The 25,866-nt window shown below is 68.4% G+C and carries 23 protein-coding genes, 1 tRNA gene and 1 riboswitch; of the genes, 9 read left to right on the plus strand and 15 right to left on the minus strand.

The genetic code is table 11. The annotated features are described in order from the left end of the window. Window positions 1-176: 176 nt before the first annotated feature. On the plus strand, window positions 177-863 hold the full coding sequence (locus CKJ85_RS00995) for a hypothetical protein (RefSeq protein WP_095553148.1): 687 nt from the start codon (window positions 177-179) through the stop codon (window positions 861-863). A 5-nt stretch (window positions 864-868) separates the two neighbouring features. Then, on the plus strand, window positions 869-1,405 hold the full coding sequence (locus CKJ85_RS01000; protein WP_095553149.1) for a DUF402 domain-containing protein: 537 nt from the start codon (window positions 869-871) through the stop codon (window positions 1,403-1,405). Here the strand turns inward: CKJ85_RS01000 and CKJ85_RS01005 are convergent. The 4 genes from CKJ85_RS01005 to CKJ85_RS01020 all read right to left on the minus strand — a co-directional run bounded on the left by CKJ85_RS01005 (window position 1,402) and on the right by CKJ85_RS01020 (window position 4,577). Continuing rightward, a complete protein-coding gene (locus tag CKJ85_RS01005; RefSeq protein ID WP_095537014.1) occupies window positions 1,402-1,869 on the minus strand; it encodes a hypothetical protein in 468 nt (155 codons plus the stop codon). The two genes, CKJ85_RS01000 and CKJ85_RS01005, sit on opposite strands and share 4 nt — an antisense overlap. Beyond that, window positions 1,870-2,631 (minus strand): energy-coupling factor transporter transmembrane protein EcfT, encoded by a 762-nt coding sequence (locus CKJ85_RS01010; RefSeq protein ID WP_095553150.1) that lies wholly within the window; start codon window positions 2,629-2,631, stop codon window positions 1,870-1,872. Continuing rightward, a complete protein-coding gene (locus CKJ85_RS01015; RefSeq protein WP_095553151.1) occupies window positions 2,628-3,953 on the minus strand; it encodes an ABC transporter ATP-binding protein in 1,326 nt (441 codons plus the stop codon). Before CKJ85_RS01015 ends, CKJ85_RS01010 begins: the two co-directional genes overlap by 4 nt. After that, a complete protein-coding gene (locus CKJ85_RS01020) occupies window positions 3,954-4,577 on the minus strand; it encodes an ECF transporter S component (protein WP_095535184.1) in 624 nt (207 codons plus the stop codon). Beyond that, window positions 4,572-4,685: riboswitch (TPP riboswitch) on the minus strand. Its footprint overlaps the gene before it by 6 nt. A 112-nt stretch (window positions 4,686-4,797) precedes the next feature. Between CKJ85_RS01020 and CKJ85_RS01025 the strand changes: the two genes are divergently transcribed. Continuing rightward, window positions 4,798-5,742: a DUF808 domain-containing protein gene (locus CKJ85_RS01025; RefSeq protein ID WP_095546220.1), complete on the plus strand. Its 945-nt coding sequence runs from the start codon at window positions 4,798-4,800 to the stop codon at window positions 5,740-5,742. Window positions 5,743-5,802: 60 nt separating this feature from the next. Beyond that, window positions 5,803-6,993 carry a hypothetical protein gene (locus CKJ85_RS01030; RefSeq protein ID WP_095553152.1) on the plus strand — a complete coding sequence of 397 codons (1,191 nt, stop codon included), beginning with the start codon at window positions 5,803-5,805 and terminating at the stop codon, window positions 6,991-6,993. Between the two features lie 11 nt (window positions 6,994-7,004). Here the strand turns inward: CKJ85_RS01030 and CKJ85_RS01035 are convergent, their stop codons facing one another. The 4 genes from CKJ85_RS01035 to CKJ85_RS01050 all read right to left on the minus strand — a co-directional run bounded on the left by CKJ85_RS01035 (window position 7,005) and on the right by CKJ85_RS01050 (window position 11,387). After that, a complete protein-coding gene (locus tag CKJ85_RS01035; RefSeq protein ID WP_143340113.1) occupies window positions 7,005-8,081 on the minus strand; it encodes an HNH endonuclease in 1,077 nt (358 codons plus the stop codon). A gap of 117 nt (window positions 8,082-8,198) precedes the next feature. Further along, window positions 8,199-9,977 (minus strand): selenocysteine-specific translation elongation factor, encoded by a 1,779-nt coding sequence (gene selB / locus CKJ85_RS01040; RefSeq protein ID WP_233126894.1) that lies wholly within the window; start codon window positions 9,975-9,977, stop codon window positions 8,199-8,201. After that, a complete protein-coding gene (gene selA / locus CKJ85_RS01045; protein WP_198947120.1) occupies window positions 9,974-11,269 on the minus strand; it encodes an L-seryl-tRNA(Sec) selenium transferase in 1,296 nt (431 codons plus the stop codon). Before selA ends, selB begins: the two co-directional genes overlap by 4 nt. Window positions 11,270-11,292: 23 nt before the next feature. Continuing rightward, window positions 11,293-11,387, minus strand: a tRNA-Sec gene (locus CKJ85_RS01050). Window positions 11,388-11,411: 24 nt separating this feature from the next. Here CKJ85_RS01050 and selD point away from each other — a divergent pair. Beyond that, window positions 11,412-12,404 carry a selenide, water dikinase SelD gene (gene selD, locus CKJ85_RS01055; protein WP_095553156.1) on the plus strand — a complete coding sequence of 331 codons (993 nt, stop codon included), beginning with the start codon at window positions 11,412-11,414 and terminating at the stop codon, window positions 12,402-12,404. Here selD and nrfD read toward each other — a convergent pair whose 3' ends face one another. Genes nrfD through fdnG form a run of 3 tightly spaced genes read right to left on the minus strand, consistent with a single transcriptional unit; the run spans window position 12,405 to window position 17,789 of the window. Then, window positions 12,405-13,496, minus strand: coding sequence for an NrfD/PsrC family molybdoenzyme membrane anchor subunit (gene nrfD / locus CKJ85_RS01060; protein ID WP_095553157.1), 1,092 nt, complete (start codon window positions 13,494-13,496; stop codon window positions 12,405-12,407). Beyond that, window positions 13,497-14,513: a 4Fe-4S dicluster domain-containing protein gene (locus tag CKJ85_RS01065; protein ID WP_198947121.1), complete on the minus strand. Its 1,017-nt coding sequence runs from the start codon at window positions 14,511-14,513 to the stop codon at window positions 13,497-13,499. 6 nt (window positions 14,514-14,519) lie between these two features. After that, entirely contained in the window at window positions 14,520-17,789 is a 3,270-nt protein-coding gene (gene fdnG, locus CKJ85_RS01070; protein ID WP_198947122.1) for a formate dehydrogenase-N subunit alpha, read from the minus strand. Between the two features lie 168 nt (window positions 17,790-17,957). Here fdnG and CKJ85_RS01080 point away from each other — a divergent pair, with 168 nt between their 5' ends. After that, on the plus strand, window positions 17,958-19,427 hold the full coding sequence (locus tag CKJ85_RS01080; protein WP_233126895.1) for a DUF4185 domain-containing protein: 1,470 nt from the start codon (window positions 17,958-17,960) through the stop codon (window positions 19,425-19,427). Between the two features lie 24 nt (window positions 19,428-19,451). Here CKJ85_RS01080 and CKJ85_RS01085 read toward each other — a convergent pair whose 3' ends face one another. Genes CKJ85_RS01085 through CKJ85_RS01095 form a run of 3 tightly spaced genes read right to left on the minus strand, consistent with a single transcriptional unit; the run spans window position 19,452 to window position 22,036 of the window. Further along, entirely contained in the window at window positions 19,452-20,477 is a 1,026-nt protein-coding gene (locus CKJ85_RS01085; protein ID WP_095553160.1) for a Dyp-type peroxidase, read from the minus strand. A gap of 25 nt (window positions 20,478-20,502) precedes the next feature. Next, window positions 20,503-21,264, minus strand: coding sequence for a MerR family transcriptional regulator (locus CKJ85_RS01090; RefSeq protein WP_095553161.1), 762 nt, complete (start codon window positions 21,262-21,264; stop codon window positions 20,503-20,505). A gap of 34 nt (window positions 21,265-21,298) precedes the next feature. Next, complete coding sequence (locus CKJ85_RS01095) at window positions 21,299-22,036, minus strand: DUF429 domain-containing protein (protein ID WP_095553162.1); 738 nt, start codon at window positions 22,034-22,036, stop codon at window positions 21,299-21,301. Between the two features lie 41 nt (window positions 22,037-22,077). Between CKJ85_RS01095 and CKJ85_RS01100 the strand changes: the two genes are divergently transcribed. Continuing rightward, window positions 22,078-23,520, plus strand: a complete 1,443-nt coding sequence (locus CKJ85_RS01100) for a DHA2 family efflux MFS transporter permease subunit (RefSeq protein WP_233126896.1) — start codon at window positions 22,078-22,080, stop codon at window positions 23,518-23,520. Between the two features lie 94 nt (window positions 23,521-23,614). On the opposite strand, the gene CKJ85_RS11715 is transcribed toward CKJ85_RS01100, so the two are convergent. After that, a complete protein-coding gene (locus CKJ85_RS11715; protein WP_143340114.1) occupies window positions 23,615-23,977 on the minus strand; it encodes a hypothetical protein in 363 nt (120 codons plus the stop codon). A 91-nt stretch (window positions 23,978-24,068) separates the two neighbouring features. Here CKJ85_RS11715 and CKJ85_RS01110 point away from each other — a divergent pair, with 91 nt between their 5' ends. Both CKJ85_RS01110 and CKJ85_RS01115 read left to right on the plus strand, forming a co-directional pair. After that, on the plus strand, window positions 24,069-24,599 hold the full coding sequence (locus CKJ85_RS01110; protein ID WP_233126897.1) for a DUF1707 domain-containing protein: 531 nt from the start codon (window positions 24,069-24,071) through the stop codon (window positions 24,597-24,599). A 51-nt stretch (window positions 24,600-24,650) separates the two neighbouring features. Continuing rightward, on the plus strand, window positions 24,651-25,751 hold the full coding sequence (locus CKJ85_RS01115) for a hypothetical protein (RefSeq protein ID WP_095553164.1): 1,101 nt from the start codon (window positions 24,651-24,653) through the stop codon (window positions 25,749-25,751). The last annotated feature ends 115 nt before the right edge of the window (window positions 25,752-25,866 follow it).

Below are 25,866 nucleotides of genomic sequence, written 5' to 3' on the forward strand. Positions count from 1 at the left end.
TCGCACGTTTGGAGCATTTCGCTTATCGACGCCCCTCCACCCCACCTTGACAGTGTGACAAAAGTGACTACTGTTGCTGTAGTTGCGCAAGGTGCGGGTGTGTTGCGCGCGTTCGTGCGCGCCAGACCCCGCGTCGAGCCCCCAGCCCCGAGACCCCGAAGGAAGACGTCACCGCCGTGCGAACCACCGCCATCGCCGCTGCTAGCGCACTTGCCGCCGCCACGCTCGCCGTCGCCCCGGCCGCGCACGCCGCTCCCTCCGCGGGGCCCGTCACCGTCGGCTCCACGACGTCCTCCAACCCGCTCGACACGCTGGGCCGCCCGAACGACGAGACCATTGCGCGCGTCGAGGCGTTTGCCAGCCAGCCGTTCGTCCCCGCTGACGCGGCAAACCTGCTGCGCACCGCCCTCGCCTTCTACGCCGGGCAGGACGAGCTCGGCGGCCCCGAGCTGCCGCAGGACGCGCCCGCGTTCACGCAGTTCGCCTGGCCGACCGTCTCCTCCAACTGCATCGGCCCTGGTATGCACTCCACTGCTTCCGCGCTCGTGGTCCCCGGCCCCGCCACGAGCCCCCAGCCTGGCGCCGCCGCGGGCGAGGCCACATTCGTCTTCACGGCGCTCGGCACGCCGGCGGCAGCGCAGGACCAGGGCCTCATGAATGCGTATTGGATCAACCTCGACAATTTCCGCACCGGTGTAACGCCGTTGGGCAACCACGGGATAAACCCGACAGGACCGACCACCTTGTCCGGCACCGCCGCGACAGGCGCCGGCCGCGTCCTGGCAGTCATTGACGGCAGTGCCCGCACCGCCGACAACGTCTGCAAGTTCGCCCCGACCGCAGCTAGTTTCCACGTGAGGTAGTAACCATGAGCGCCGACCTTCACCCCGTGAAGCAGGAAAGCTTCGACACCACGTCGAACACCAACACCGACCCGAAGGGCTTCCTCCGCGAGGTGGACACGTACAAGGTGACGGACTTCGGCCTCTACATGGCCCGCGGCGCGAACCACCCCCGCTTCGGCTACCTGGAGAGCTGGCTGCTGCCCGAGCTTGGTCTGCGCGCCAACATCTTCCACTTCCGCGAGGGCGCGGAAAAGGAGCAGGACTTCTACTTCGACGTCGCGGACATTGACGTTGACGGCGACGTCTGGCGCACCCGCGACCTCTACGTCGACCTTGTGTCGCTGACCGGCAACCCGATCGATGTGCTTGACATCGACGAGCTCGCCGCCGCCTGCTCCGCCGGCCTCATCACCGCCGAAGAAGCCGAAAAGGCGATCGACGTCACCCTTCGCGCGGTCGAGGGCATCACTCGCCACGACGACGACGCGATGGAGTGGCTCCGCGCCCTCGGCATCGAGCTCACCTGGGCCGACGAGGTCGAGCTCACCCCGGCCGGCTAAACGCGCCGCACCTCCACGTCCACCGGAACGCAGGCGAGCTGCGCCTCCTGCGCGGCCCACATGTCCCAATACTCGGCGTAGTACGGGTCGCGTGCAAGCGCCCGCCGCTTGCGCAAGCTATCGTCGGCGCTCACCCGCAGCGTATCCACGTTCCCTCGCGCCCGGGCCTTGCCTATCGACGCCCACGTGACCGCCCCCACCCCCTCCACAATCACATCCGCGCGCGGGTCGAGGGGCACCCACTCCCCTCGCCTGTCGCGCTCCCAGTCCCACCGCCAGTACCCGGGTGCGACCGGGTCGAGCACGTCGCGGGCCACCATCGCCGCCCCCTCCGCGAGACCCGACCAGCCGGGATAAAAGTCGTCCAGGTGCACCACGCGGATGCCGAGCGCGGCGCCAATCTGGTTGGCCAGCGAGGTCTTTCCGGCGCCGGAGGGGCCGTCGATAAGCAGCGTGTACGGCACTTAGCCCACCGCCCACACCGGGCGAAACTCCCCCGTCGCCCAAGCCGCGCCGAGCGCGACGGCGGCGAGCGCCACGCACACCGCCAGCACCACCCAGTCGCGCGCGTGCATCTTCGACTCTCGAGCCCACGTGCGCGTCCCCGACCGCCCAAACGCACGCGCCTCCATGGCGGTGGCGAGCTTGCCGGCGCGGCGCAGCGACATGACCAGCAGGCCAAAGGCCAGCGAAAACGCGTAGCGAACCCGGTTCATGTCCGCGATCCCGCGCGAGCGCCGCGCGCGTCGCATCGCCTCCACGTCCTCGCGCAGCAGCGTGAGCATGCGCAGCGCGGCGACCGACCCCAGCACAAACCGCGCCGGCAGGCGCAGCACCTGGGCAAGCCCGTCGCCAAGATCCGTCGGATCCACGTCGGCGGAGAGCACCACCACCGGCAGCGCCACCGCCAGCACGCGCAACGTAATCGCCCACGCCAGCGACACCGACAGCTCCGAGACCTGGATTAGCCCGTAGTCCAGGTAGACCTCGCCGCCCGACTGGCCGTACAGCGCCATCGGGATGCCGGCGAGCGGCGCCAGCAACAGAAGCGGCCAGGCGCGGCGAACGAACCTGCCGTAGCCCACCCCGCACAGCGGCGCGAGCAGGAGCGTCGCCACGATGGCGACGGTCGCGGAGACCCAGTCGATGCTCACCAACAGCGGCGTTGTCAGCAGCGCAAGGCCCAGGATGCGCGTGACCGGGTTCATCCCCTCGAGCAGGTTCACGATGCAGTCTCCAACCGGATGATGTGGTCGCCGAGCGAGTCGATGAACACCTCGTCGTGCGTAATCGACACCACCGTCACACCCACCTCGGTGAGCTCGCGGATCAGGCGCGCCAGCTCGGCGAAGGTGCGGTCGTCTTGGCCGAACGTGGGCTCGTCGAAAAGCACGAGGCTCGGCGCGTTGACCAGCGCGGTCGCCACCGACAGCCGGCGCTTCTCGCCGCCCGAGAGGGTAAACGGGTTCGCGCCGACGAGGTGCTCGAGGCGCAGCCGCCGCAACAGCTCGTCGATGCGCGCCTGCGACGCGCCGGACAGCGCCATCTCCTCGCGCACCGTCGAGGTGACAAATTGGTGCTCCGGTTCCTGGAAGACGAAGCCGATGCGCTCTGCGAGCTGCGCCGACTTCCACCGGATCGCGGGCGTGGTCAGCCCGCGGGTGATCGACTCCGCGTAGGCGATCTCGCCAGCCTTCGGCGCGTCCAGGCCCGCCAGCACGTGCGCGAGCGTCGTCTTGCCCGCGCCGTTCGGCCCCGTGATCACGGTCGACGCACCCTCGGGGATGGTCAGGTCGCGCGGCGGCCCCACGCGCGTTTGCACACCGCGCGTCGTCAGCGCCGCGGGGGTTCCGCTCGGCACACCGCGCGCAGGCGGCAGCTGCGGGGCGCCGGGCAGCTTCTCGACGCCCACCTCATCCACCCCCTCCGCGCCCAGCCGCACCGCGCGCGTCGCCAGGTGGGCCCACGGACGCGGGCGGTGCTCCACGACGATGAGCGTGGCGCCGGTGTCGTTGCACACGCGCTCCACCGCCGCGATGACCTCGTCGCGGCCCGCGGGGTCCAGGTTGGCGGTCGGCTCGTCGAGGATGAGGATGTCCGCCCCCATCGCGAGCACGCCGGCGAGCGCGAGCCGCTGCTTCTGCCCGCCGGAGAGGTGCGCGGTGTTGTGATCCAGCGGCACGTCGAGGCCCACGGCGTCGAGGGAGGCGCGCACGCGCTGCCAGATCTCCTCGCGCGGCACGCCAAGGTTCTCCGCGCCGAAGGCGACGTCGTCACCCACACGGGTGAGGATGGTCTGCGCCTCCGGGTCCTGCATCACCATGCCGACCGTACCGTCGACGCTGAGCGTGCCGGTGCTGTGGCCGTCCTCGTCGTCGCCGCCCGCCAGACCGGCGAGCACGGCAAGCAGCGTGGACTTCCCGGAGCCGGAATCGCCGGTGAGGATGACGCGCTCACCGCGCTCGACGCGCAGGTCCACGCCGGTAAACGCGGGCTCGGCGCGGGTGGCGTACTGGTAGCTCAGGCCCTCGGCCAGGATCGCGGGCATCTAGCGGCCCGGGTTCGGCGTGCCTGCCTGTGCGCGCAGCCGTTCACGGCCCGCACCGAAGCGGTCCAGCGCACCGGTCTTCGCCAGCGCCTTGACCAGGACGAAGCCGAGCAGGCCCGCGAGCACCGCGCCGGAGATGGCCGTGCACACGAGGTAGATCAGGTTGTAGCTCAGGCTCATCGCCAGGTTCCCGGAGGTGAACAGCTCGAGCACGAACGCGCCCACGCCCGCACCGATGCCGGAGAGCACCGCGACGTCCAGCGAGAAGCGCTTGTACATAAAGATGAGGAAGATGAGCTCCGCGCCGAGGCCCTGGGCCAGGCCGGAGTAAACGGTCTCGATCGCCCACTGGCTGCCCAGCAGCGCGGAGACCGACGCCGCGAGCACCTCCACAAACACTGCCGCGCCCGGCTTGCGGATGATAAGCCCGCCCAGCACGCCGCCGATCAGCCAGATGCCGGTAAACAGGCCGCCGAGGCCGGGGGTGACGGCGTCGATAGCCTTGTAGCCCGCGTAACCCACGCCGTTCCACAGCACGAACAGCAGGCCGCAGGCCACGCCGAGGACGGCGGCGGTGACAATGTCGATCACGCGCCAGGAGTTGGATTTCGGTGCCGCAGTCATGCGAATCTTCCTTCCTTATCGCCGGTATTACCCGGATCAGGTTCGACGGTTTACCGCGTATCGCGGAATCTCAGCCAGGCGCTCGCGCCCAGCTCCCGTGTAGTGCATCATCAGCGTACCCGAGCGCATCGGGGCCGCCGGAACCGCCCGAATCGTGCGGAGTGGGCGGGGCGGGTGATCGTCGATAAGCTTGGAGCGCTGTCAACAGAAAGGTAAGAAGATGGCTGGTGGACTCCTCGCACTGCTTGACGACGTCGCGCTGATCGCGCGCACCGCCGCGGCATCAACAGACGACGTGGCCGCGATGACCGCGAAAACCTCGAGCAAGGCGGTCGGCGTCATCATCGACGACGCCGCCGTGACCCCGCAGTACGTCTCCGGCGTCACGCCCGCGCGCGAGCTGCCAATGATCTGGAAGATCACCAAGGGCTCGCTGCGCAACAAGCTGCTCATCATCCTGCCGATCGCGCTGCTGCTCAACGCGGTCGCGCCGTGGGCGCTCGTGCCGCTGCTCATGGTCGGCGGCACCTACCTCTGCTTCGAGGGCGCCGAAAAGATCGTGCACAAGCTCACCGCCGACGACAAGGCCGAGCAGGAGCGCGCCGCGAACAAGTCGGCTGCGGACGAAGACTCGCTGGTGAAGTCCGCCATTACGACAGACCTCATCCTCAGCGCCGAGATCATGATCATCTCGCTCGATGAGGTCGCCGACCAGCCGATCTGGATGGAAGCCGCCGTCCTCATCGCGGTGGGCATCTTCCTCACCGTGCTGGTCTACGGTGCCGTTGCGCTGCTGGTGAAAGTCGACGACATCGGCCACGGCATGATCGAACGCGGCCGCACGCCAGGACTCGGCCGCGCGCTGGTCAAGGGCATGCCGTACGTGCTCACCGCAATCGGCGTCATCGGCACCGTCGCCATGCTGTGGGTCGGCGGCCACCTCATCATCCGCGGCTTCCACGAGGTCTTCGGCTGGCACTGGCCGCACGACCTCATCGAGCGCGGCGTCGAGGCCGTGGGCGGCGGCGCGCTCGGCTGGCTCGTCGACACCGGCATCTCCCTGGTCACCGGCCTCATCGTGGGTCTCATCGTGCTGGCCATTGTCTCCGGCGTGAAGAAGGTGCTGCCGTCTCGCGACAAGGAAGCGGGGCACCAGGCCGCGTAGTGTGTCGGAGCGCCTAAAGTAAACGGCAACGAACGACACAAGCCGAAGGAGGCCAAGGCCGTGGGACTCCAGCGCTACCCCCTCTCCCCCGCTATCTGGGGCGCGGGCGAAGAGATCCGGCTCACCCACGTGGTGCAGGCCGCGCTCTTCACCGACTTCGAAGCCAACCGCGCCACCTCGTACATCGACGTCGACCTCGAGGCGAACCCGCTGACCGGGTCGTGGCGCGTCCGCTACAACGGCGCGGTGATCGGCACCGTCCCCGCCGAGGACCGCGCCCGCTTCCCCGACATCGAACGCGTGCACAAGTCGCTGCTCCGCCCGGGCACGACCGCGGAGCTGCGGTTCAACGCCGCCACCGGCCAGTTCGACGTGGCCGTGATCCTGCCGCCGACCCAGCTCGCCGTGCCACGCAACGACACCCCGGCCGGCGCGTGGGTCCTCCCGCCCGGCGACATGATGGTTATCGACACCGCCGCGGGCGAGTTCTCCGCCGAGGAGCTGGAGATGCTCTCCCCCGGCCAGTGGCTCGTGGCCCTGCACCGCATCGCCGACACCGTCGTCGCGGTCTACGACGGCCGCGTGCTCGGCGGCTTCACCGGCGACGACGCGCTCGACCTCGTCGAGTTCGTCGAAGAAGCCACGGCCCTCGGCGCCCCAGAGGTCTACGCCAGGGCAGTGCTTATCGACGCCATGGCCGCCCTCGATGTCGCTTCACCGGGCGAAGGGCCCGTACTCGTCCCCGCGCTGAGCGTCCCCGACACGCGCCCGCGCCGCCCCTGGTCCGTGGTCGACTTCCCCGACGGATCGTGGGCTGTCACCGTGGAACACGACTACGCGACCGACCCCGACGAGGAGGTCAAGCCACTGCACACGGCGCGCTACGTCTCGCTCACCGGCGGCGACCGTCCGGCCGAGATGGCCGCGCCGACGGAGATTTTCGGCATCGTCGACGACACTCCCGCCCCCGACCCGGACCCGGAACCAGCACCAGCGCCAGCACCGGAACCGGATCCCACGCCAACCGAATCGTTCGCGGACCTGCACAGCGCGCGCCTCGCGGGGTTCGCGCCCCAGCACTCGTGGAGCGGCGCGGGCGACTATCTCACCGAAGTGGAGAAGGTGCAGCTGCGCCGCCGGCAACGCGCGCAGGCGGCGTCGGGCCTCGAGGCCGAGGGGCACCACCGCGCCCCCGACCGCACGCTGCAGCATTTCATAGCAGAGCGCGACGGAGTCACGCCGGCCGACTAGGCGGGCGTGTGTCAGATGTGGGCGAGGCGTTGTTCGCGTCTGTCGGGGTCTGTGTGATCAACCCCGCCGGGTATTCGATACCCACTCGGGCTCTGCCACGTGACGCGCCCGCGGTGCCGGTGCATCCTGCCGCGGGAGGGCCTGCCGTTTTGCCGATTATGATACGTACACAACCAACACAGGTTCCCAATCTCCGTCCCACCCCCGCTCGCCCACTCAATGAGATGGTGCGCCTCGGAGACATCCGCCGGCTGGTGGCAATCCGCCCAGGCGCACGTCGGCCCGTCCGCACTCATCAACAGCCGCAGCTCCCGGGTCGCCCGCCTCGGGTTGGCCGGGTCATCCCCAGCAAGGGTGGTCGCATACAGGTTGACCGGCCCGTCAGTCGGCGAGATCAACGCGATATAGCCCGCCTTGTCGAGCTTCCGGTTGACCAACTCGGCACCGTTGAGCCACTCACCGTTGGTTAACTGGACTTGGATCTCGGCGGTGTTGTCGGGGTGGGTGCGCCAGACGGCGAACTCGCCGATGTCCATGTTGAGCACCGTGGTGACCTGCGGTGCGGCAGCACGGGCGGTGGCATTACCGGTCAGCCAGGCTGCCGGGTCGGGGCGTGCTGCGTGGTAGGCGGCGAGCACGTCGCTGGTGCGCCCCGTGACGTGCAGGGTGGACAGTCCCTTGTCGTGGTAGGTGATGTGTGCTTTCGGTGCCCGCGGTGTCGGTGGGGCGAGTTTCTTTTTGAGTTTCTTCGCAGCGCGCATGATGGTGCGCAAGTCGCCGTGGGTCTCGCAGAGGGCGCGGCGGTATTTCCAGCGATCCGCATCCTTGGTCAGGCTGCGAGACGAGCGGGCGATAAAAGCGAGGGTGTCTATCCGGTGGCCGCGGTCGCGTGCGGCGTCGACGCAGGCGGTCTGCGCCCGGCGGTTGCGCACCGGGGCGAAGAAGACCTCGGCGGCGGTGGCAAGTTGGGCGGCGCGGTCGGGGTCCATGCCGCGGGAGATCAGGGTCTCGGCGCTTGACGACGCGGCCGCGGCAACAAGGTCGATGCCGCAGCTGTCGAGGGTGATCAGGTCGTCGAGAAGCGTCATGCCACACAGCATAAACCTGCTTGACCTGCGGGTTCAATGGTTTGTGAGAAGGATTCCACTTTCGGCCGAGCAGGGAACCGGCGGGGTGGTTTCAACGTCTAATAAGGTTTCGGGGTTTCAACGCAGCGCGCGGAGGTTGCCGTCGAGGCGGCGGGTGATGCCGTGGGCGTCGAGAAGCTCGAGCAGCGGAATCGCCACGCGGCGGGTCGTGTCCCACGCGCGGCGCGCCTGCGAGGCGGTGAAGGGTGAGTCGAGGTCGCGCAACAGCTCCGCGGCGCGGGCGGGGGCCGAGGCGAGCAGCACGACGCCGTCGCCGAGGCGCACGATGCGGCCCGCGCGCTCCGCCGCCGCCAACTCCTTCTCGCCCACGTTCCAGCGCGCGAGGTCCGCCGCCTCCGGCGCGCGGAACGGCTGGGCGCGCAGGTGCTCCTCCAGGCGGGCCACGCCTGGCCCCAGGTCCCGCTGCGCGCCGCTGGCCACCACCCCGCCGGCGAGCGTGAGCTTGGCCGCCGCGGCCGCCAGCGCGAGCAGCTTCGGGTCGGGCAGCCCAAGCAGGTCGGACGCCGCGCCGGCCGAGAGGCCCGCGGAGAGCGGGTTGTCGCGCTCGTGCTCCGCCACCGCCGCCGCCAGCTCGCGCTTCCACACCATCACCTGGCTCGCGCGGACCCAGTACCCGGCGAACGCCACCGTGCCCGCCGGCGGCGCCGCCGGCACGTCAAAGCCGAGCCGAGCCAGGTGCGCGGGCGTGACCGCCACGCGCCGCGCGATCTCCGCATCCAACGACGGCAGCGCAGGCAGCTGCTCGGAGCGGCGTCTGCCGTCGCCGCGGCGCCGCAGCTCCGGCGGGTCCGCGTCGACCACGCGCACGCCCGCCAGGATGTGCTGGGCGCCGGGGCCGCGGAGCACGAGCGCGTCGCCGAGCGTCAGGGGCAGCGGCCGGTCGAGCACCAGCCGCACGTAGTCGGCGCCGAACGGCCGCACCTTCGCCTGGACCTGCGCGGTGCCGACGTGCGCGACCAGTTCGTGCGGGAGGTTGGTGGCTGGTTGGCCGGTGGTGATGTGGGCGTCGATAAGCGAGGTCTGCTCCCACGCGCCCGGGGTGCACAGCGCGTCGCCGCGGCCGAGTTCCTCGGCGCTGACCCCGCGCAGGTTGAGCGCGACGCGCATCGCGGGGGCAGCCGCGCCGATCGGCGTGTCCTCGGACTGGATGCCGCGCACCTGCACGTCCCGCGCGCCGAGCCGCAGCGTGTCGCCGGGGCGGATCGTGCCCGCTGTGAGGGTGCCGGTGACCACGGTGCCCGCCCCCTTGATGGTGAATGCGCGGTCGACCCACAGTCGCACGCGCGCGTCAGGGTCGGGCCGCGGCGCATTTCGCAGCTTATCGACGCACACGCGCCCCAACTCCACCATCCCCTCACCCGTGTGCGCGGAGACCTCGACGACCGGCGCGCCCTCCAGCGTGGTGCCGGCGACGTGGCGCGCGATCTCGGCGCGCACCTCGTCTCGGCGCGCGCGGCCGGCGCGATCGGCCCTGGTCATCGCGATGACTGCGTCGGTGATGCCGAAGGCGTCGATGGCGGCGGCGTGGTCGGTGGACTGCGCCATCCACCCCTCGTCGGCCGCGACGACGAAGAGGACGGCGGGCGCGGGGCCGACGCCGGCGAGCATGTTGGCGATGAAGCGCTCGTGGCCAGGCACGTCGACGAAGGCCACGTCGACGGGGTCGCCGGCTCCCTGCGGCAGGCGCGCCCAGACGAAGCCGAGGTCGATGGTGAGCCCGCGCTGCTTCTCCTCTTCCCAGCGGTCCGGCTCCATCCCGGTGAGCGCCTTGACCAGGGTGGACTTGCCGTGGTCGACGTGGCCCGCGGTTGCCATGACGTACGTCGGGGGCGTCATTGCTGCCCCGCTTCGGCGACGGCGCGGGCGAGCTCGGCGTCCCGCGCGGGTGGGATGCAGCGCAGGTCGAGCAGCAGCGCGCCGTCGTGGACGCGGCCGAGGACGGCGGGGCGTTGGAGGCGGAGTGGCTCGGCGAGCGACTGGTCAACCGCCACCGCCCAGCCGGCGAGCGGGACGCCGGGTGCTCCCCCGCCGCCGACGCGGCCGTCGTGCGGCACGACGCACGCCTCCGTGCCGCGCTCCTGCAGCGCCGCGGCGAGCGCGTCGGCGCGGGTGCGCAGCTTGTCGGGGTCGGCGTGCAGCGCCGCTGAGGTGGGCGTCTGTCGCAGCCGGACGGTCGCTTCGAGCGCGGCGAGGCGCAGCTTGTCCACGCGCACCGCGCGCGCCAGCGGGTGCCGCCGCAGCCGCTCGACGGCGTCCTTGCGCCCCAGGATCACGCCCGCCTGCGGCCCACCGAGCAGCTTGTCGCCGGAGAAGAGGACGATGTCGGCGCCGGCGCGCAGCGCGGTGGTGGCGTCGGGCTCGTCGGGAAGCGCCGGGTCCGGGCGCAGCAGCCCGGAGCCCGTGTCCACGATGAGGGAAAGCTCGTGCGCGTCGGCGATGTGGCGCAGCTGCGCCACGCCCGCCTCGGCGGTGAAGCCGTGGACTCGGTAGTTGGACGGGTGCACCTTGAGGATGGCGCTCGCGCCCGCGGCGGCGCGCTCGTAGTCGTGCGGGTGCGTCCGATTCGTTGCGCCCACCTCGACGAGCTCGACGCGGGCCGACTCGATGAGCTCCGGCAGGCGGAACCCCGCCCCGATCTCGATGAGCTCGCCCCGCGAAATGAGCACGCGGCCGTGCTCCGCCAGCGCCGCGTTGGCCAGCAGGAGCGCGCCCGCGCCGTTGTTGACCACCAGCGCATCGTCCGCCGCCGGGCACGCCGCGAGCAGCGCGTCGCGCGCGCCCGCCCCGCGGTTGCGCGACCTGCGGCCGGTCGCGAGGTCCATCTCCACGTCCACGTAGCCCGCGGCGTCGACGAGAGAGTCGACGGCCTCCGGCGCGAGCGCCGCGCGCCCCACGTTGGTGTGCACCACCACGCCCGTCGCGTTGAGCACCGGCGTCATGGAGGCGACGCCCTTGCCAACCAGGGCGAGGAAGTAGGCCTCGGCGGCGTGGGGTGGGATAAGGTGGCGTCGACAAGCGTCCTGCGTAGTGCGCGCGAGGGACTTGAGCGCGTGCGCGGCGAGCGGCGTGTCCTGCGCCAACGCCAGCAGCGCGTCGGTGCGGGGGATGTGGCGGCGCGGGTCGGTCAAGCTCGTGTCCTCCTCAAAAAGCGTGGCGGAGACGGACAGGAATCGAACCTGCCAGGTCGAGCTGCTCGGCCTCACCAGTTTTGAAGACTGGGGCGCCCACCAGGACACGTACGCCTCCGCGCAAAACGCTACCATAGGCCACATGAGCACCACGAACCCCAAGATTCGCCTCACCCAATTCGCCGCCGGCGGCGGCTGTGCCTGCAAGATCCCGCCCGGCGAGCTGGAAGACGCCGTCAAGGGCCTCGTCGGCGTGCGCGACCCGAGCGTGATCGTCGGCCTGGACGACGGCGATGACGCCTCCGCGATCCGCGTGCGCGATGACCTTGCCGTCATTTCCACCGCCGACTTCTTCACCCCCGTCGTGGACGACGCGTACACCTGGGGAAAGATCGCCGCGGTCAACGCGCTTTCCGACGTCTACGCCATGGGCGGCACCCCCATCACCGCCATCAACCTGCTCGGCTGGCCGCGCGACGTCCTGCCACAGGAGCTCATCCGCGAGATCCTCCACGGCGGGCTCGACGGCGCGAGCGCGGCTGGCATTTCCGTCACCGGCGGGCACTCCATCTCCGCACCCGAGCCGATCTACGGCATGTCCGCCACCGGCACGATCGACCCCGCACGCCTTATGCGCAACGACGCCGCCACCCCCGGCCTGCCCATCACGCTGACCAAGCCGATCGGCTCGGGCCTGCTGAACAACCGCCACAAGGCCACCGGCGAGTGGTTCGACCAGGCCGTCGAGGTCATGACCACGCTCAACCGCGACGCCTCCCGCGCCGCCGTCGACGCCGGTGTGCGCGCCGCTACCGACGTCACCGGCTTTGGCCTACTCGGCCACCTGTACAAGATGGCGCGCGCCTCCGGCGTCGACGCGGTCATCGACCACACGAAGGTGCCGCTTATCGACGGCGCACGCGACACCCTTGCCCAAGGCTTCATCCCGGGCGGTTCGCAGCGCAACTTGGACTGGGTGCGCCCGCACGTTGATGCGGATGGGGTCAACGAAGAGGAATTGCTCCTGCTCGCCGACGCGCAGACCTCCGGCGGCCTCCTGGTTATCGGCGAGGTGCCCGGCTACCCCATCATCGGCGAAACGACTGGGGGCACCGGGCGCGTGCGCGTGCGCTAGCTAGGACGCGGTGGTGATGGAGTCGCCGACCTGTCCGGCCTCCTGCCGGGCGCGCAACCTGGCGCGCTGCGGCTCCACCACGTATTTCGGGTCCTCGGTGGAGCGCTTGCCCGCGGCGATGATGCCGAAACGGGTCAGGCACGACGCCGCCGCCAGCGCGACACCGCTCGCCGCCGCGACCGCGCGGCGCTTCCCACCGAACACCGCCCCGAGCCCGCCGACGATGACCAACGCTTCCGCGGCCTTGAGGAACTTCCCCGCCTTGCCGTGCTCCACCGTCTCTTCCAACGGTTCGGTCAGCCTGCGGGTGAGCACTGACGACGCCACCACGTCCGCCACCGCACCAACCCCGGCCAGCGCGCGGGCCGGGCCGTTGTTCGCGGTGGAAGTCGTCACCAGCGCAGCACCCGCGGACGCGCACGCCGCCGAGGAGACGAACAGGTTGGGCAGCTCCTTGTGCGCGTCCTGCCACATGGGCACTGACGTGTTACCAAGCAGCACCGCGGTGTAGACGGCCAGCGGCGCGCCCATCAGCCCGGAGGCGACGCCGGCCGGGGTGGCCAGCGCGTGCAGGAGCTTCCGTGTCGGCCCAGGCAGCGGGACCCGCTCGCCGGTGAGCGCGTCCGCCTCCGCCGCCGCGGCGACCATCGCGCCGCCGGAAAAAGCCCCGAGGATCCAGGATCCCACCGACATCGGCGAGGACAGCTTGAACACGCGGAACATGTTGAGCAGGCGCTCGGGGCGCCCGAGGTCGATGACCAGGCAGCCGGACCCCACCGCCGCGGCAACCGCCGCGGTCAGGCGCGTGTTGCGCTGCAGCTCCCTGTTGCCGGTCGCGCCAGCGCCCACGGCCAGCAGCGAGGACCCGCCCGCCATGCCGCCCAGGAATAGGTAGACGCCGATCGGCCATTCCCACGGCGGGAATTTCACAATCGGGCGGCCGTAGTAGGAGTCGTACTGCTCAAAGTCCGCGCGCGGCACCATGAGCTCCTCGCCGCGCCGCCGCTTCTTGCCGCCGTAGCGGGTCGAGCCGCTCCGTCGCTTCGGTCCGCGCGGCGGCTCCGGTGGGCGGAAGGAGTCGAACTCTGCCATCTACTTTCCTCCGATCACGAATGCCGCCGCGGCGGCGCCGACGAGCCCCGCGGCCGCGACGACGGCCCGCTTGGCCATCTCGGGCAGGTTTGCGGTGGGCACCTCGGGGTCCGGCGGCAGGCCGTAGACCTCGGGGGCGTCGAGAAGCAGGAAGATCGAGCCGGTGCCGCCGACGCCATCGTCGCTGTTCGCACCGTAGAGTCGCGCCTCGGTCATGCCCTGTGCGTGGAGCTCGGCCACGCGGGCCTTCGCGGCGGCGAGCATCTCGGTGTAGGTGCCGTACTGGATGGAGTTGGTCGGGCACGTCTTCGCGCACGCCGGCCCCTCGCCGACCTGTTGGCGGTCGAAGCACATTGTGCACTTCTGCGCCACGCCGACGTTCTTGATTGGCGCGACCTCGCCGACGGTGAAGTCCTCCCCCACCTTCGCGCGCTCGTTGCGCTTTTGCACTCCGCCGTCGGCGCGCCGTTCGATCACTCCGAACGGGCAGCCGGCCACGCACGTTCCGCAGCCGTTGCACACGTCGTCCTGCACCACCACGGTGCCGTGCTCGGTGCGAAACAGCGCGCCCGTCGGGCACACATCCAGGCAGCCCGCGTTGGTGCAGTGCTTGCACACGTCCGAGGACATCAGCCAGCGGAAGTCCGGGGTATCTGGCAGCTGGGGCTCATGCTTATCGACGCCACCGTCACCCTCCCCCGATGCACCCGGCATGCCTGGCATCCCAAGCGTGACCAGCTTCTTGCCTTCCTCGCGGGCGTTGGCAATCTGCTCCTCGCTCTGCTCAATGAACGCCACGTGGCGCCACGTGTTCGCCCCGAGGGAGCCGGTGTTGTCGTACGACATGCCCGAGAGGGCGTAGTCGCCGTCCTGCGGGTTGCGGTTCCACTCCTTGCAGGCCACCTCGCAGGCCTTGCAGCCGATGCAGATTGAGGTGTCGGTGAAGAACGCTTTGCGCTGCTCACCGTCGTAGCCCACGTGGGAGGGCGATTCCGTGATCCGGTTCTTCGTCTGCAACTGGTCTTACCCTTCCTGGTTCGACATGTTGTCCTTCGTGGGGTCGTCCTTGGCTGCCGAGGCGTCGCCTTCTCCCTGGCGAACGGCGGCCTGCGACGTGGCGTCGTGAAGCACTGTGCCCGTGTTCTCGTCCAGGCCGGCGCGCTGCTGGTACTCGCGCACCAGCTCGACGCGCGCAGCGCCGCGGGGCCGGCGGCCGGGGCGGATGTCCACGGCCGAGACCTTGGAGGCCTGGATGTTCACGTTCGGGTCCAGCATGATGCCCAGCAGGTCGTTCGGCCCGTCGCCAGCCACCTCAGCGTAGTTGCCGCGGCCGTAGTGGAACGGCATGCCGATCTGCTCAAACGCGCGGTCGCCGACGGTGAGCGTCTTGATGCGGTCGGTGACCAGGACGCGCGCCTCGATGGCGTTACGCGGCGAGATGATCGTCGCCCACTCGCCGTTGCTCAGCCCGACGCGCTCCGCCAGCTCCGGCGAGACCTCGCAGAACAGCTCCGGCTGCAGCTCCGCCAAAAACGGCAGCGTGCGCGTCATCGCGCCGGAGGTGTACATCTCGGTCAACCGGTAGGTGTTGAGCATGTACGGGTAGACGTCCGTGCCCGGCTCGCCGTAGTTCGGCGCCGACAGGTTGTGCTCCCCGCGCATCACGATGCGCGACGGCGACTGCTGCTGGCCGTAGAGCACGTTGGGGAACGGTGACTCCTGCGGCTCGTAGTGCGTGGGCATCGGGCCGTCCACCATGCCGGTGGGCGCGAAGAGCCACGCGCGGCCGTCGTCTTGCATGATGAAGGCGTCGTTGCCCGCGATGGCGGCGGGCCCCACGGCGTCGCGCTCCGGCTTGTAACCGGGGGCGCGGTCCACGGGGAAGTCCACGATGTCCTTGGAGACCCACCGCTCCTCATCTTCATCCCACCAGGCGAGGCGCTTGCGCTCGGACCAGGGCTTACCGTCCTCGTCCGCCGAGGCGCGGTTGTACAGCACGCGGCGGTTCATCGGCCACGCCCAGCCCCAGTCCAGGGCCATCTCGTCCTGCTCCTGGCCGGGGCGCTTCTTCGCCGAACGGTTCACGTCGCCGGCGAACACGCCGCAGTAGATCCAGCAGCCGGACGCCGTCGAGCCGTCCGCCTTGAGGTCTGCGAATTTGTCCACCATCTGGCCCTTGCGCGGGCCGTCGATGTAGTAGCCGTTGATCTCGCGCAGCACGGACTCGGGATCGATCTCGCCCTCGGCATCCGTCTCGTAGTCCCACGTGATCAGCTGCAGCGGGATGTCGCGCGGGTCCGTCGAGTCCTTCACGCGCTCCTTGATGCGCTGCCCCAGCTCGTAGAAGAACTGCAGGTCACTGTCCGCATCCCCCGGCGCGTCCTTCGCCTTGAAGCGCCACTGCAGGAGGCGCTGGGTCTGGGTAAACGTGCCCGCCTTCTCCACGTGGTTTGCCGCCGGGAAGAGGAACACCTCCGTGTCGATCTCCTCGGTGACCAGCTCGCCGGACTTGATCTCGGGCGAGTCCTTCCAAAACGTCGCGGTCTCAATCTCCTGGAAGTCGCGCACGACCATCCACTTGAGCTTGGACATGGCCAGTCGCTGCATCCGCCCGTTCGACTGCGCAACGGCGGGGTTCTGGCCGAAGACGAAGTAGCCGTCGATAAGCCCCTGGTCCATGAGCTGCAGGGTGTGGTAGGTGGAGTGCGCGCCCGTCAAGCGCGGCATGAGGTCCATGCCCCAGTTGTTGTCCTCGGTGGCGGCATCGCCCCAGTAGGCCTTCATCAGCGAGACCGCGTAGTTCTCGCCTTGCTGCCAGAAGCCCTTCTGGTCGCGCTTGGACACGGCGTCGAGGTACTGGTCCCACGTCTGCACCGTGGACTGCGGCATGGGCAGGTAGCCGGGCAGTAGGTGGAACAGCGTGGGCACGTCCGTGGAGCCTTGGATGGAGGCGTGCCCGCGCAGCGCCATGATGCCGGATCCGGGGCGGCCCACGTTGCCCATGAGCAGCTGCAGGATCGCGCAGGTGCGGATGAACTGCGCGCCCATGGTGTGCTGGGTCCAGCCGAGTGCGTACGCAAAGCAGGTGGTGCGCTCGCGCCCGGAGTTCTCCACGATGGAGTCCGCCAGGTAGAAGAAGTCCTCCTGCGAGATACCGCAGGCCTGCTCCACCACCTCGGGCGTGTAGCGCGAGTAATGGCGCTTGAGAATCTGGAAGACCGTGTTGGGGTCCTCCAGCGTCGGGTCCGTCTTGTTGTCCCACGACACCTTCGCGTCCCACGACTTCTGCGGCTGCCACGTCGCGTTGTCGTACGCACCCGTCTCCGGGTCGTACCCGGAGAACAGCCCGTCGAGGTCCTCGGTGTCCTGGAATTCCTCGCTGATCAGCGTCGAGGCGTTCGTGAACGCGGTGACGTAGTCGCGGAAGAACAGGTCGTTCTGCAGCACGTAGTTGATCACCGCGCCGAGCAGCACGACGTCCGAGCCGCCGCGGATGGGCACGTGCTTGTGAGCGATTGCCGACGTCCGCGTAAACCGCGGATCAACGTGAATGATCCTGGCGCCGCGCGCCTTCGCCTCAATGACCCACTGGAACCCGACCGGGTGTGCCTCGGCCATGTTCGAGCCTTGGATCACAATGCAGTCCGCATTGGCCATGTCCTGCAGCGGCTGGGTTGCGCCGCCGCGTCCAAACGAGGATCCCAAACTGGGAACCGTGGACGAGTGTCATATGCGGGCCTGGTTCTCAATCTGCACCGCGCCGGAGGCGGTCCAGAGCTTTTTGATCAGGTAGTTTTCCTCGTTATCCATGGCCGCGCCGCCGAGCCCGGCGATGCCCATGGTGCGGCGCAGCGGCCGCTCTTCCTCGTCAAAATCCTGCCACCCGTTCTTGCGCGCCTCCATAAAGCGGTCGGTGACCATGTCCAGCGCGGTGTCGCGGTCCAGCGTCTGCCATTCCGTGGCACCGGGGGCGCGGTAGAGAATCTCGGTGAGGCGCCCCGGCGCGTTCACCAGCTGCTCGGAGGCAGCACCCTTGGGGCAGAGACGCCCGCGGGAGTGCGGCGAATCCGGGTCGCCCTCGATCTGGATGACTTTCTCATCCTTGACGTACACGCGCTGACCACAGCCGACGGCGCAGTACGGGCACACGCTCTTGACCACCCGGTCCGCATCTTCAATGCGGCCCTTCAGGTCTTTGCTTTTCGACGATTCCGTATTCGCTCCACGAGCGAAAAGGTCACCGTCCCGCACCTGGCGCACCACCGGCCAGTTCAAGGGGCTGAAACGAGACATGCCCTTCAGACTAGTCAAGTTTCGCGCCTTCGACGAGTTTCACACCCGATACACAGACACGTGGTACCCCCGTTTCACAATACCCCTACGCAATCGCAGCTGCTTTGATACATTCATTGTGCTTCTTGTAAGTGCCCTTACTCACCCCCAAGTTTGAACAGAGACAGCATGCACTCTTCTTCCCGCCGCCGCGCACTGCTGTGCGCCGCCGTCGCAAGTTCCATCGCCCTCTCCTCAGTCGCCGCCCCGCAGGCAGCGCAGGCGCAGAAGATTCAGCTTGAAGGCCCGGCTGACTTCCTGGATACCCTGGACAATGCAGAGGAGACGAGCGATGCGATCAGCTCCGACCCTGAATCCGCGGCGGAACTGCACGTCGAGAACTTTGCCGGCCAGGCGGCCGTGAACGCCTCGCGCCCGGTGGCGATGCCGAACGGCACGACTGTCCAGGTCAAGGGCGACATCCTCGGCCCCTGGACGGAGGGCATCGGGATGGGCGCGACCGACCTCGGTGTGATGGCGCCGCTGGATGACCGCGAGTACGCGATGGTCTTCGGCGATTCCTTCACCGGCAAGGCGTTTGGCAAGGGCACCTGGATGAGCCCCACCGGCGTCATCGCCGAAACCGACAACAACGGTTTCGTTACTGTTCAGCGCCCGATGAACAGCGGCAGCAAGGTGGAAAAGCTGATCAGCTACTACCAGGAGGGCAACCTCACGCTCATCCCGTCGGACATCATCAATATCGACGGCACGCTGTACATGCAGGCGATGTGGAACAACGGCATCGGCAACGTGAGCAACACCCAGATCTGGAAGTCCACGTCCCGCGGCCGCGAGTGGACGTCGATCGGCTACACCGGCAACGGTCACATGAACGGCATGGGAGACCTGATCAGCTGGGAGGAGGGCGACGACGGCTACATCTACGCCGTCTCCTCCTCCTTCAAGCGCGCCGACCCGGTCTACCTGTCCCGCTTCAAGCTGGAGGACATCGACGATCGCACGAAGTGGGAGCTCTACGACCCGGACACGGACAACTGGACCGATGAGGCCGCCCCGATCCTGTCCAAGAATGTCGAGGCCGGCGAGATGAACCTGCGCTACATCCAGGGGTACTGGGTGCTGGTGATGTTCAATGACGCGACCGACGCGATCGAGGTGCGCATCTCGGACACGCTGGAGCGCGACTGGAACGACGTGCCGGTCTCCACCATTGCCAAGGCGGGCAGCTGGAGCGACAAGCAGTCCCCCACCAACTGGTCGCAGCCCTACGGCGGCTACATCGTTCCGGGCTCCACCATCGACAACTTGGACGTCGTCGTCTCGCAGTGGAACACCGACACCAACAAGCGCTACATGTCCACGCAGTTCAACGTGCGCGGGCTGGACACGTTCTACGGCATCGACTCGAGCGAGCTGCCGCCGCTGCGCGAGGTAGTCCCGGCAAAGGACGAGCCGACTGGCCGCGGTAATGGTGGCGGCGGTGGCGCGTCCCTGAGCGCCAACATGGATGAAGAGACGGAGCGCATCGTCACCATCGTCGGCGTGCTTGCCGGCATCGCCGCGCTCGCCGCGATGTCCTTCCCGTACTGGCGCGGGGCGCTCCCGCCGCAGCTGCGCGAGTTCCTGCACATCTAGCTGCGCCGGGCGACGCGCCCCGGTTTACTCGCCGTAGATGACCTTGCCCTGAGAGGCCGTGGTGGCGGGCTGGGGCGCGGCCGGGGTCTCCTCCTCCGGGAGGAACTCCTGCTTGGCGTGGCTGGCAGCCTCCTCCAGGAACTTCGCGGAGGGGGCGAAGAAGTTCACGCCGGTGAGCGCCTCGGAGAAGTCCAGGATGCGGTCGTAGTTGCCTTCCGGCTCGCCGATGAACATGCGGCGCAGCATGAGCTCGGTGATGCGCACGTCCTTGGCGTAGCTCATGAAGTAGGTGCCCTGGTTGCCCATGGCGTCGCCGAAGCTCAGGTTGTTGCGCACGATCTCCAACGACTCGCCGTTCTCGTCCTTCACGGAGTTCAGCGCCACGTGGGAGTTGGCGGGCTTGACATCTTCGCCCATCTCCACGTCCGAGTGCTTGGTGCGACCGATGACCTTCTCCTGCTCCTCTACCGGCAGGTCGTTCCACGCCTTGAGGTTGTGGATGTACTTCTGCGCCACAATGTAGGAACCGCCGGCCCAGTCGCCGTCCTTGATCAGCGCGGTTTCCACGCCGGCCTGCCCGCGCGGAGACTCGGTGCCGTCGACAAAACCGAGCGGGTCACGGAAGTCCTGATACTGGAACGCGTGGACCTCGTCGTACTCGGCCACCGCGCCCTCCAACTGCGCGTTGATACGCCGGGCGAGCTCGAACGCGACGTCGTACTCGTCGGCGCGAATGTGGAAGAAAAGGTCGCCGGGGGTGGACGGCGCGTGGTGCTTCGCCCCCTGCAGCTCGCGGAAGGGGTGCAGGCCCTCCGGCTTCGGGGTGGTGAACAGGCGGTCCCACAGGTTCGCGCCGATGCCCACCACGGCGCTCAGCTGTGCCTCGGGCCAGCGGAACCCAACGCCGTTGACCAGGCCCTTCAGACCGGTGATGACCTCGAGCGCCTGCTTCTCGGTGCCCTCGTTGAGCGTGACGGTGAGGAAGATCGCGTCCTTGGACTGGGGAAGGATGACAGTTTGCGAAACGTCTGCTGAGTACTTTTCGTTCATGGCCCCTACCCTACGCGGTGGGTGCCTACCACTGCGGAGCGTCCAGATCCACGCCCGCGGCCTCGGCGTGCGTGGTGATGAGCTCGAGGAGGTAGTCCTGCGCGCCGTCGTATGCCTTGTGGAAGCGCTCGTCGCAGACGTACATGCGGGCGAGGATCAGCTGGCGCGCCGGGGTGACCTCGTACCACTGCGCGATCGAGTCGCGGTGTTTCGCCACAATGCGTTCTGCCTCCTCCGAACCAGGTACGACGCCTGCGTCGCGGGCGTCGACCAGCTCGGCGGCCAGCTCCTCTTGCTCGCGCTTGAGCTGTTCCGCCTTCGATGCATCCATGTTGGCCAGCGCGTCCTGGGACTGCTGCCACTCCGCGGTGTCGCCCCAGCGCTGCTGCGCCTCCTCCTGGTGGGCAGCGAACTCCTCGCCGAAATAGTGCTTCATGTCAGACATGCTGAGCGTTCCTTTCTTGTGTTTGCGGATCAACGTCTCGACCGCGTCCAGCTGCGCCTCGAGGGAGTCGCGCTGGTGCACCAGGGCCTCGCGGTGGGCGCTGAGGGCGCGTGCGAGGTGGGACGGGGAGGCGTCGAGAAGCGCTGCGACCTGCGCGAGCGGAACCCCGATTCCCTGGTAGAGGGCAATCGCGGCGCCCCGCTCGAGGTCGGATGCGCGGTATAGGCGGTAGCCGGTGCTGGTGCGCTCCGGCTGTATGAGTCCGAGCGCCTCCCAGTGGCGCAGAGCTTTCGGCGTGACGCCGAGGATCTCGGCGGCCTCTCCGATGGTGGTTGCGGTCATGGTGATCAGTGAACAGGTTGCCGTAGGGACAAGGTCAAGCGGACGGGCGCGGCACCCAGACCCAGCCCTCTTCCGCGACGAGTTCCGCCTGGTCAGACAGCGGTGCTATGCATCGTCCGGCACGCACCTCTCGCGCGACGAGCGCGGCAATGACCGCGTCGAGGCAGTCCGCATTATCGGTGACACCCGCCTCCCGCCCAGCCCAATCCAGCTCGAAGCGCTCGGTGAGTCCCGCCGCAATCTCCTCGCGAGCACCGCGCCCCGCGGCGTCCGCTCCCTTGTACCCGCGGTGGCGCAGCCCCCACTGCTTCAGCGCAGCCGCCGGATAGACCTCGGCGACCCGGCCGCGCCCGGCGCGGTCCACGTTGGCGCCCGCCGCGCGCAACCGCGACTCCACGCCGGCCCAGCGCAGCGCCGGGTGCGCGATGCGCTCGGCGGCCACCGGCAGCGGGGTCACCCCGGCGTTGCGGCGCACCTCCAGGTCGGTGAAGCGGTTGACCAGGCGGCGGCGCTCGTCCGGGCCGTAGGTCGCTGGGGCAGCCATGCGCTGGTCCGCGTGCGCACTCACGAACTCCCGAAACGCGCGCGGCCATCCGACGGGCACGTCCACGCCGGTGAGCTCGGCGCCGGTCACGAGTGCGATGAGGGTGGCGTCGGTGGCGGAGGCGGTGGCGTCGATAAGCGTGAGCCCGGCGGGCGTTTCCTGGATGATTGCGGTGCCGGTCTTGGCCGGGTCGGCGGCGAGGTCAATGCCGGAGAAGGTGCGGTTCATGCGAGAAAGCATATTGCGCGCTGCGGGGTAGAGTGTCCGAGGTGACGCAACAACGATCCCCCTGGCCCGCGTTGTGGTCCATGATGCTGGGCTTTTTCATGATCCTGGTCGATTCGACCATCGTTTCCGTAGCGATCCCCGCGATCACCGCCGGGCTCGGCGCGAGCTACAGCTCGGTGATCTGGGTCAACAGCGCGTACCTGCTCGCATACGCGGTGCCGCTGCTGATCACCGGCAGGCTTGGCGACCGCTTCGGCCCCCGCGCCCTCTACATCTCCGGCCTCGCACTCTTCACGCTGTCCTCGCTGGCGTGCGGGCTGGCCGGCACAATCGAGGCGCTCATCGTCGCCCGCATCTTCCAAGGCCTCGGCGGCGCGATGGTCACCCCGCAGACGATGGCGGTGATGATCCGTACCTTCAGCCCCCGCGAGCGCGGCAGCGCCATGGGTGTCTGGGGCGCGACCGCGGGTGTCGCCACCATCGTCGGCCCGCTGTTGGGCGGGCTGCTTGTCGACGCTTCCGGCTGGCCCTGGATCTTCTTTGTCAACGTCCCCATCGGCGTGATCGGCCTGGTGCTCGCGTGGATCTACGTCCCGCGCCTCGAGCTCACCTCCCGCAGCCTCGACTGGCTCGGCGTGGTGCTGAGCGCAGCGGGCATGTTCTGCCTCATCCTGGGTATCCAGGAGGGCGAGCGCTTCAACTGGGACTGGCGCGCGCTCGGTCTCATCGCCGGCGGCCTGGTCCTGCTCGGTACGTTCGTTGCGTGGCAGTCGCGCACTCGTCGCGACGCGCTTGTGCCGCTCGCCCTCTTTGCGGACCGCAACTTCTCGCTCTCCGCGGTCACGATCGCCACGGTGGGCTTTACCGTGTCCACGTACATGATCCCGTGGATGATCTACATCCAGTCCGTCCAAGGCTTCTCCCCCACCTGCGCCGCGCTCCTTCTCGTGCCCGCGGGGCTGGTCTCGGGTGTACTGTCGCCCTGGATTGGCAAGCTCACCAATACCCACCAGCCCAAGCCATTCGCCATCGCGGGCCTGACCATGTTGGGCCTTTCGGTGGCGATGACCGCCTGGATCGCCGACCCCACGATCAGCCCGTACTGGCTGCTCGCCATCTCCGTGCTCAACGGCGTGGCGAACTCGATGGTGTGGGGACCGCTGTCCATGATTGCCACGCGCAACCTCGAGCCCGCGCTCGCCGGCGCCGGCTCCAGCGTGTACAACACGCTGCGCCAGGTGGGCGCCGTCATTGGCTCCGCCGCGATCGCCGCGCTCATGGACGCGCAGCTCAACGCCCAGCTCGGCCCCGGCGCGGGCGAGGCGACCGTCGGCGGCGCCGGTGCCAGCAGCGGGATGCCGGCGGCGCTCCACTCCCCGTTCGCACTCGCCATGTCACACTCGCTGCTCCTCCCGGCCGCAGTCTCGCTGCTGGGTGCCGTGATGGCCTGCTTCTTCGCACGAACGAAGAGCTGGAACGACTAGGCGCCCTCCGGCTGCTGCCACATCCAACCACCCCACGTTCGCACGCTCGTACGAATCATTGTTGGAATGTCGGTCCTGATGTTCACCCCTCCCGCTAGTCTCCACCCCGAGATGCACACCGCACCGCAACGGAAGGAAACACCATGACCGAACATCCCAGCATTCGCGTTGGCGACCGCGAGCGATCCTGCGCCCTGTCCCGGTTGAGCATCCATACTCTGCCCTTCGCCTTACATTCGGCCTCGGTACCGCATTGTTTTCCCTGCTCAATTTCGGGTTCGGCAAAAGTTTCGCCTGGCTGTCGTGGCCAATCATCGGCCTCGCGTGCATTGCGGTTGTTGCATTCGCTGGCCCAACCCGAGAGAAAGATGCAATCAACAAAGAATTGCAGCAGCTGGTAGACCTCGAACACGCTGAAAAGGCCGAGAGACTCCGCATCACATACGATCGCCAGCACAAACTCGGCCTCTAGGGAGGCTGCCTTACAGTGACGTATCCAGCCTTAAGTTAGGGTGTCGGAAGCAGTCCCCGAACGAAAGGATGTCCCCGTGGCCGAGAGTCCCGAGATGCGTATCGGCGACCCAGAGCGTACCTCCGCCCTCGACCGCCTCGGCGAGCACTTCGCCGACGGCTACCTCGACGTCGCCGAGTTCGACGCCCGCACCGCCCGCGCCGCGTCCGCAACTACTCGCGGTGAGCTCGCTGCGCTTTTCAGCGACCTCCCGCACCCCTCCAGCGGCGGCATCCTCGAGCAGCGCGACGATTCCCCCTCGGTAAACGCAGCGCGCGAGGCGGAGCTCGAGCGAAAGCTGAAGGTGAAGCGCAACTGCGATATTGCTGCAGGCGCCATCGTCAGCTGCGGTGCGGCCGTGTTTTTCCTGCTGCAGTTCGCCTTCCACGTGTCGTTGGCCTGGGTCGCCTGGCCGGTCGCGGCCATTGCGGCACTCGCGGTTTACACCATCGCCGGAATCTCCGATGAAGAGTACGACGTGCTCGAAGAGATAGAGAAGAAGGATAAGTCGGAGCGGGCGGAGCGACTCCGCATCGCCTACGAGCGCCGCAAGGAGCTGGGCAAGTAGACTCCCCTCAACGCACCAACATGTGTACAGGCTGCTTGTACACTGTGGCGTGTGAACCTTCGACGCCTTCCTGCCCCCACGAGCGCGCTTCTCGTTGCTGCGCTCACCGCCGTCTCCCTTACCGCCTGCAGCTCCGGCGACGGGGAGCGCGAAACCGTCGTGGTGAAGTCCACGACCTTTGTGAACCCGGACGGGTCCGAGGTCGATCCCGAGGACTTCCCCGAGTGGGCGAAGGAACCCAGCTCTTCGCAGCAGTCCGGCGAGGGCGATTGGAAGAGCGAGTACGAGAACGTCATCGCGCACCCGGACGAGTACGCATTTGACACCGACGCGCTGGTAGAGCCCACGGGTAAGTACAGCTACGCCCTGATCGAAGCAACCGGCGACGGGACGCCCGAGCTGCTGCTGAAGAAGGACTCGCGCGAGTTCGCGCCCGTGTTGGTCTTTCACCTGGATGAGGAGGGCAAGGCCCGCCCCTCGTCCCCGGTGTTGTTGGATGGGGTGCGCTCCGCTGGCGGCAGCCGCGCTGCGGTGTACGCGTCCGCGTCGCAAAACGGCCTTTACCAGGAGGACCACTACTCCACCCAACCGGAAGCGAACTTCCAGCTTTACTCCGTCGACGGCGAGACGCTGACCAAGAGCGGCGAGCCGGAAGTCGCTCGCCTCGATGCCATTCCGGACAAGTACCGGGAAGTCGAATGGACGCCGACCACTGACCCGTCCGCACTCGCGCAGGGAGCGCCGGCCGCCGCGGCCCAGGCAGAGGACGCGCCAGTGGAAGACGATGGCGGCCTCACCGGCACGGTGCGGATGATCACCGCCGCAGAGCTTCCTGAAATCAGGGGCCAGGCAAACCCGAACAATGAGGACCCGGACAGCCAGTACTTCGTGCTCTGGTTCGATTCACCGCGAGAGATCTCGGCGTTGCTCGCCGGCTCAGGCACCGACACCCGAACGGTGGACAAATACGTTTCGCTGGGCGCACGGGAGTCGATCAACGGGCACGACTTTGAGCGGGGCGTGGAGTGGGAAGCGTACGTGGGCAAGCGCGTCCGCATCGACGCGGATCCGAGCATGCTGTCCTGGACCACAGACACCAGCCTGCCGGGGTCGGCGTGGGTGAATGACTACAACGACGTCACCGAGTTGTAGACGCGAGCGTCGATAAGCACCAAGCCCCTAACGGTCACCCGAAATTTACCGGCATGTCACCCTGCGGAAAGCAAGGCTTTCTAAGTTTTATGGCAGCGTTTTGTGCTGCTCCCAC

It is taken from the genome of Corynebacterium sp. NML 150383 (assembly GCF_002285085.1).
Classification (GTDB): domain Bacteria; phylum Actinomycetota; class Actinomycetes; order Mycobacteriales; family Mycobacteriaceae; genus Corynebacterium; species Corynebacterium gottingense.

What these genes read in the sequence shown, in the direction of transcription:
- CKJ85_RS01035 (WP_143340113.1), bottom strand. Translation starts at nt 8,081, where the DNA reads ATGACGCTTCTCGACGACCTGATCACCCTCGACAGCTGCGGCATCGAC.
- nrfD (WP_095553157.1), bottom strand. Translation starts at nt 13,496, where the DNA reads ATGGCAGAGTTCGACTCCTTCCGCCCACCGGAGCCGCCGCGCGGACCG.
- CKJ85_RS01000 (WP_095553149.1), top strand. Translation starts at nt 869, where the DNA reads ATGAGCGCCGACCTTCACCCCGTGAAGCAGGAAAGCTTCGACACCACG.
- CKJ85_RS01015 (WP_095553151.1), bottom strand. Translation starts at nt 3,953, where the DNA reads ATGCCCGCGATCCTGGCCGAGGGCCTGAGCTACCAGTACGCCACCCGC.
- CKJ85_RS01025 (WP_095546220.1), top strand. Translation starts at nt 4,798, where the DNA reads ATGGCTGGTGGACTCCTCGCACTGCTTGACGACGTCGCGCTGATCGCG.
- selD (WP_095553156.1), top strand. Translation starts at nt 11,412, where the DNA reads ATGAGCACCACGAACCCCAAGATTCGCCTCACCCAATTCGCCGCCGGC.
- selB (WP_233126894.1), bottom strand. Translation starts at nt 9,977, where the DNA reads ATGACGCCCCCGACGTACGTCATGGCAACCGCGGGCCACGTCGACCAC.
- CKJ85_RS01085 (WP_095553160.1), bottom strand. Translation starts at nt 20,477, where the DNA reads ATGAACGAAAAGTACTCAGCAGACGTTTCGCAAACTGTCATCCTTCCC.
- CKJ85_RS01090 (WP_095553161.1), bottom strand. Translation starts at nt 21,264, where the DNA reads ATGACCGCAACCACCATCGGAGAGGCCGCCGAGATCCTCGGCGTCACG.
- CKJ85_RS01020 (WP_095535184.1), bottom strand. Translation starts at nt 4,577, where the DNA reads ATGACTGCGGCACCGAAATCCAACTCCTGGCGCGTGATCGACATTGTC.
- CKJ85_RS01095 (WP_095553162.1), bottom strand. Translation starts at nt 22,036, where the DNA reads ATGAACCGCACCTTCTCCGGCATTGACCTCGCCGCCGACCCGGCCAAG.
- CKJ85_RS01080 (WP_233126895.1), top strand. Translation starts at nt 17,958, where the DNA reads ATGCACTCTTCTTCCCGCCGCCGCGCACTGCTGTGCGCCGCCGTCGCA.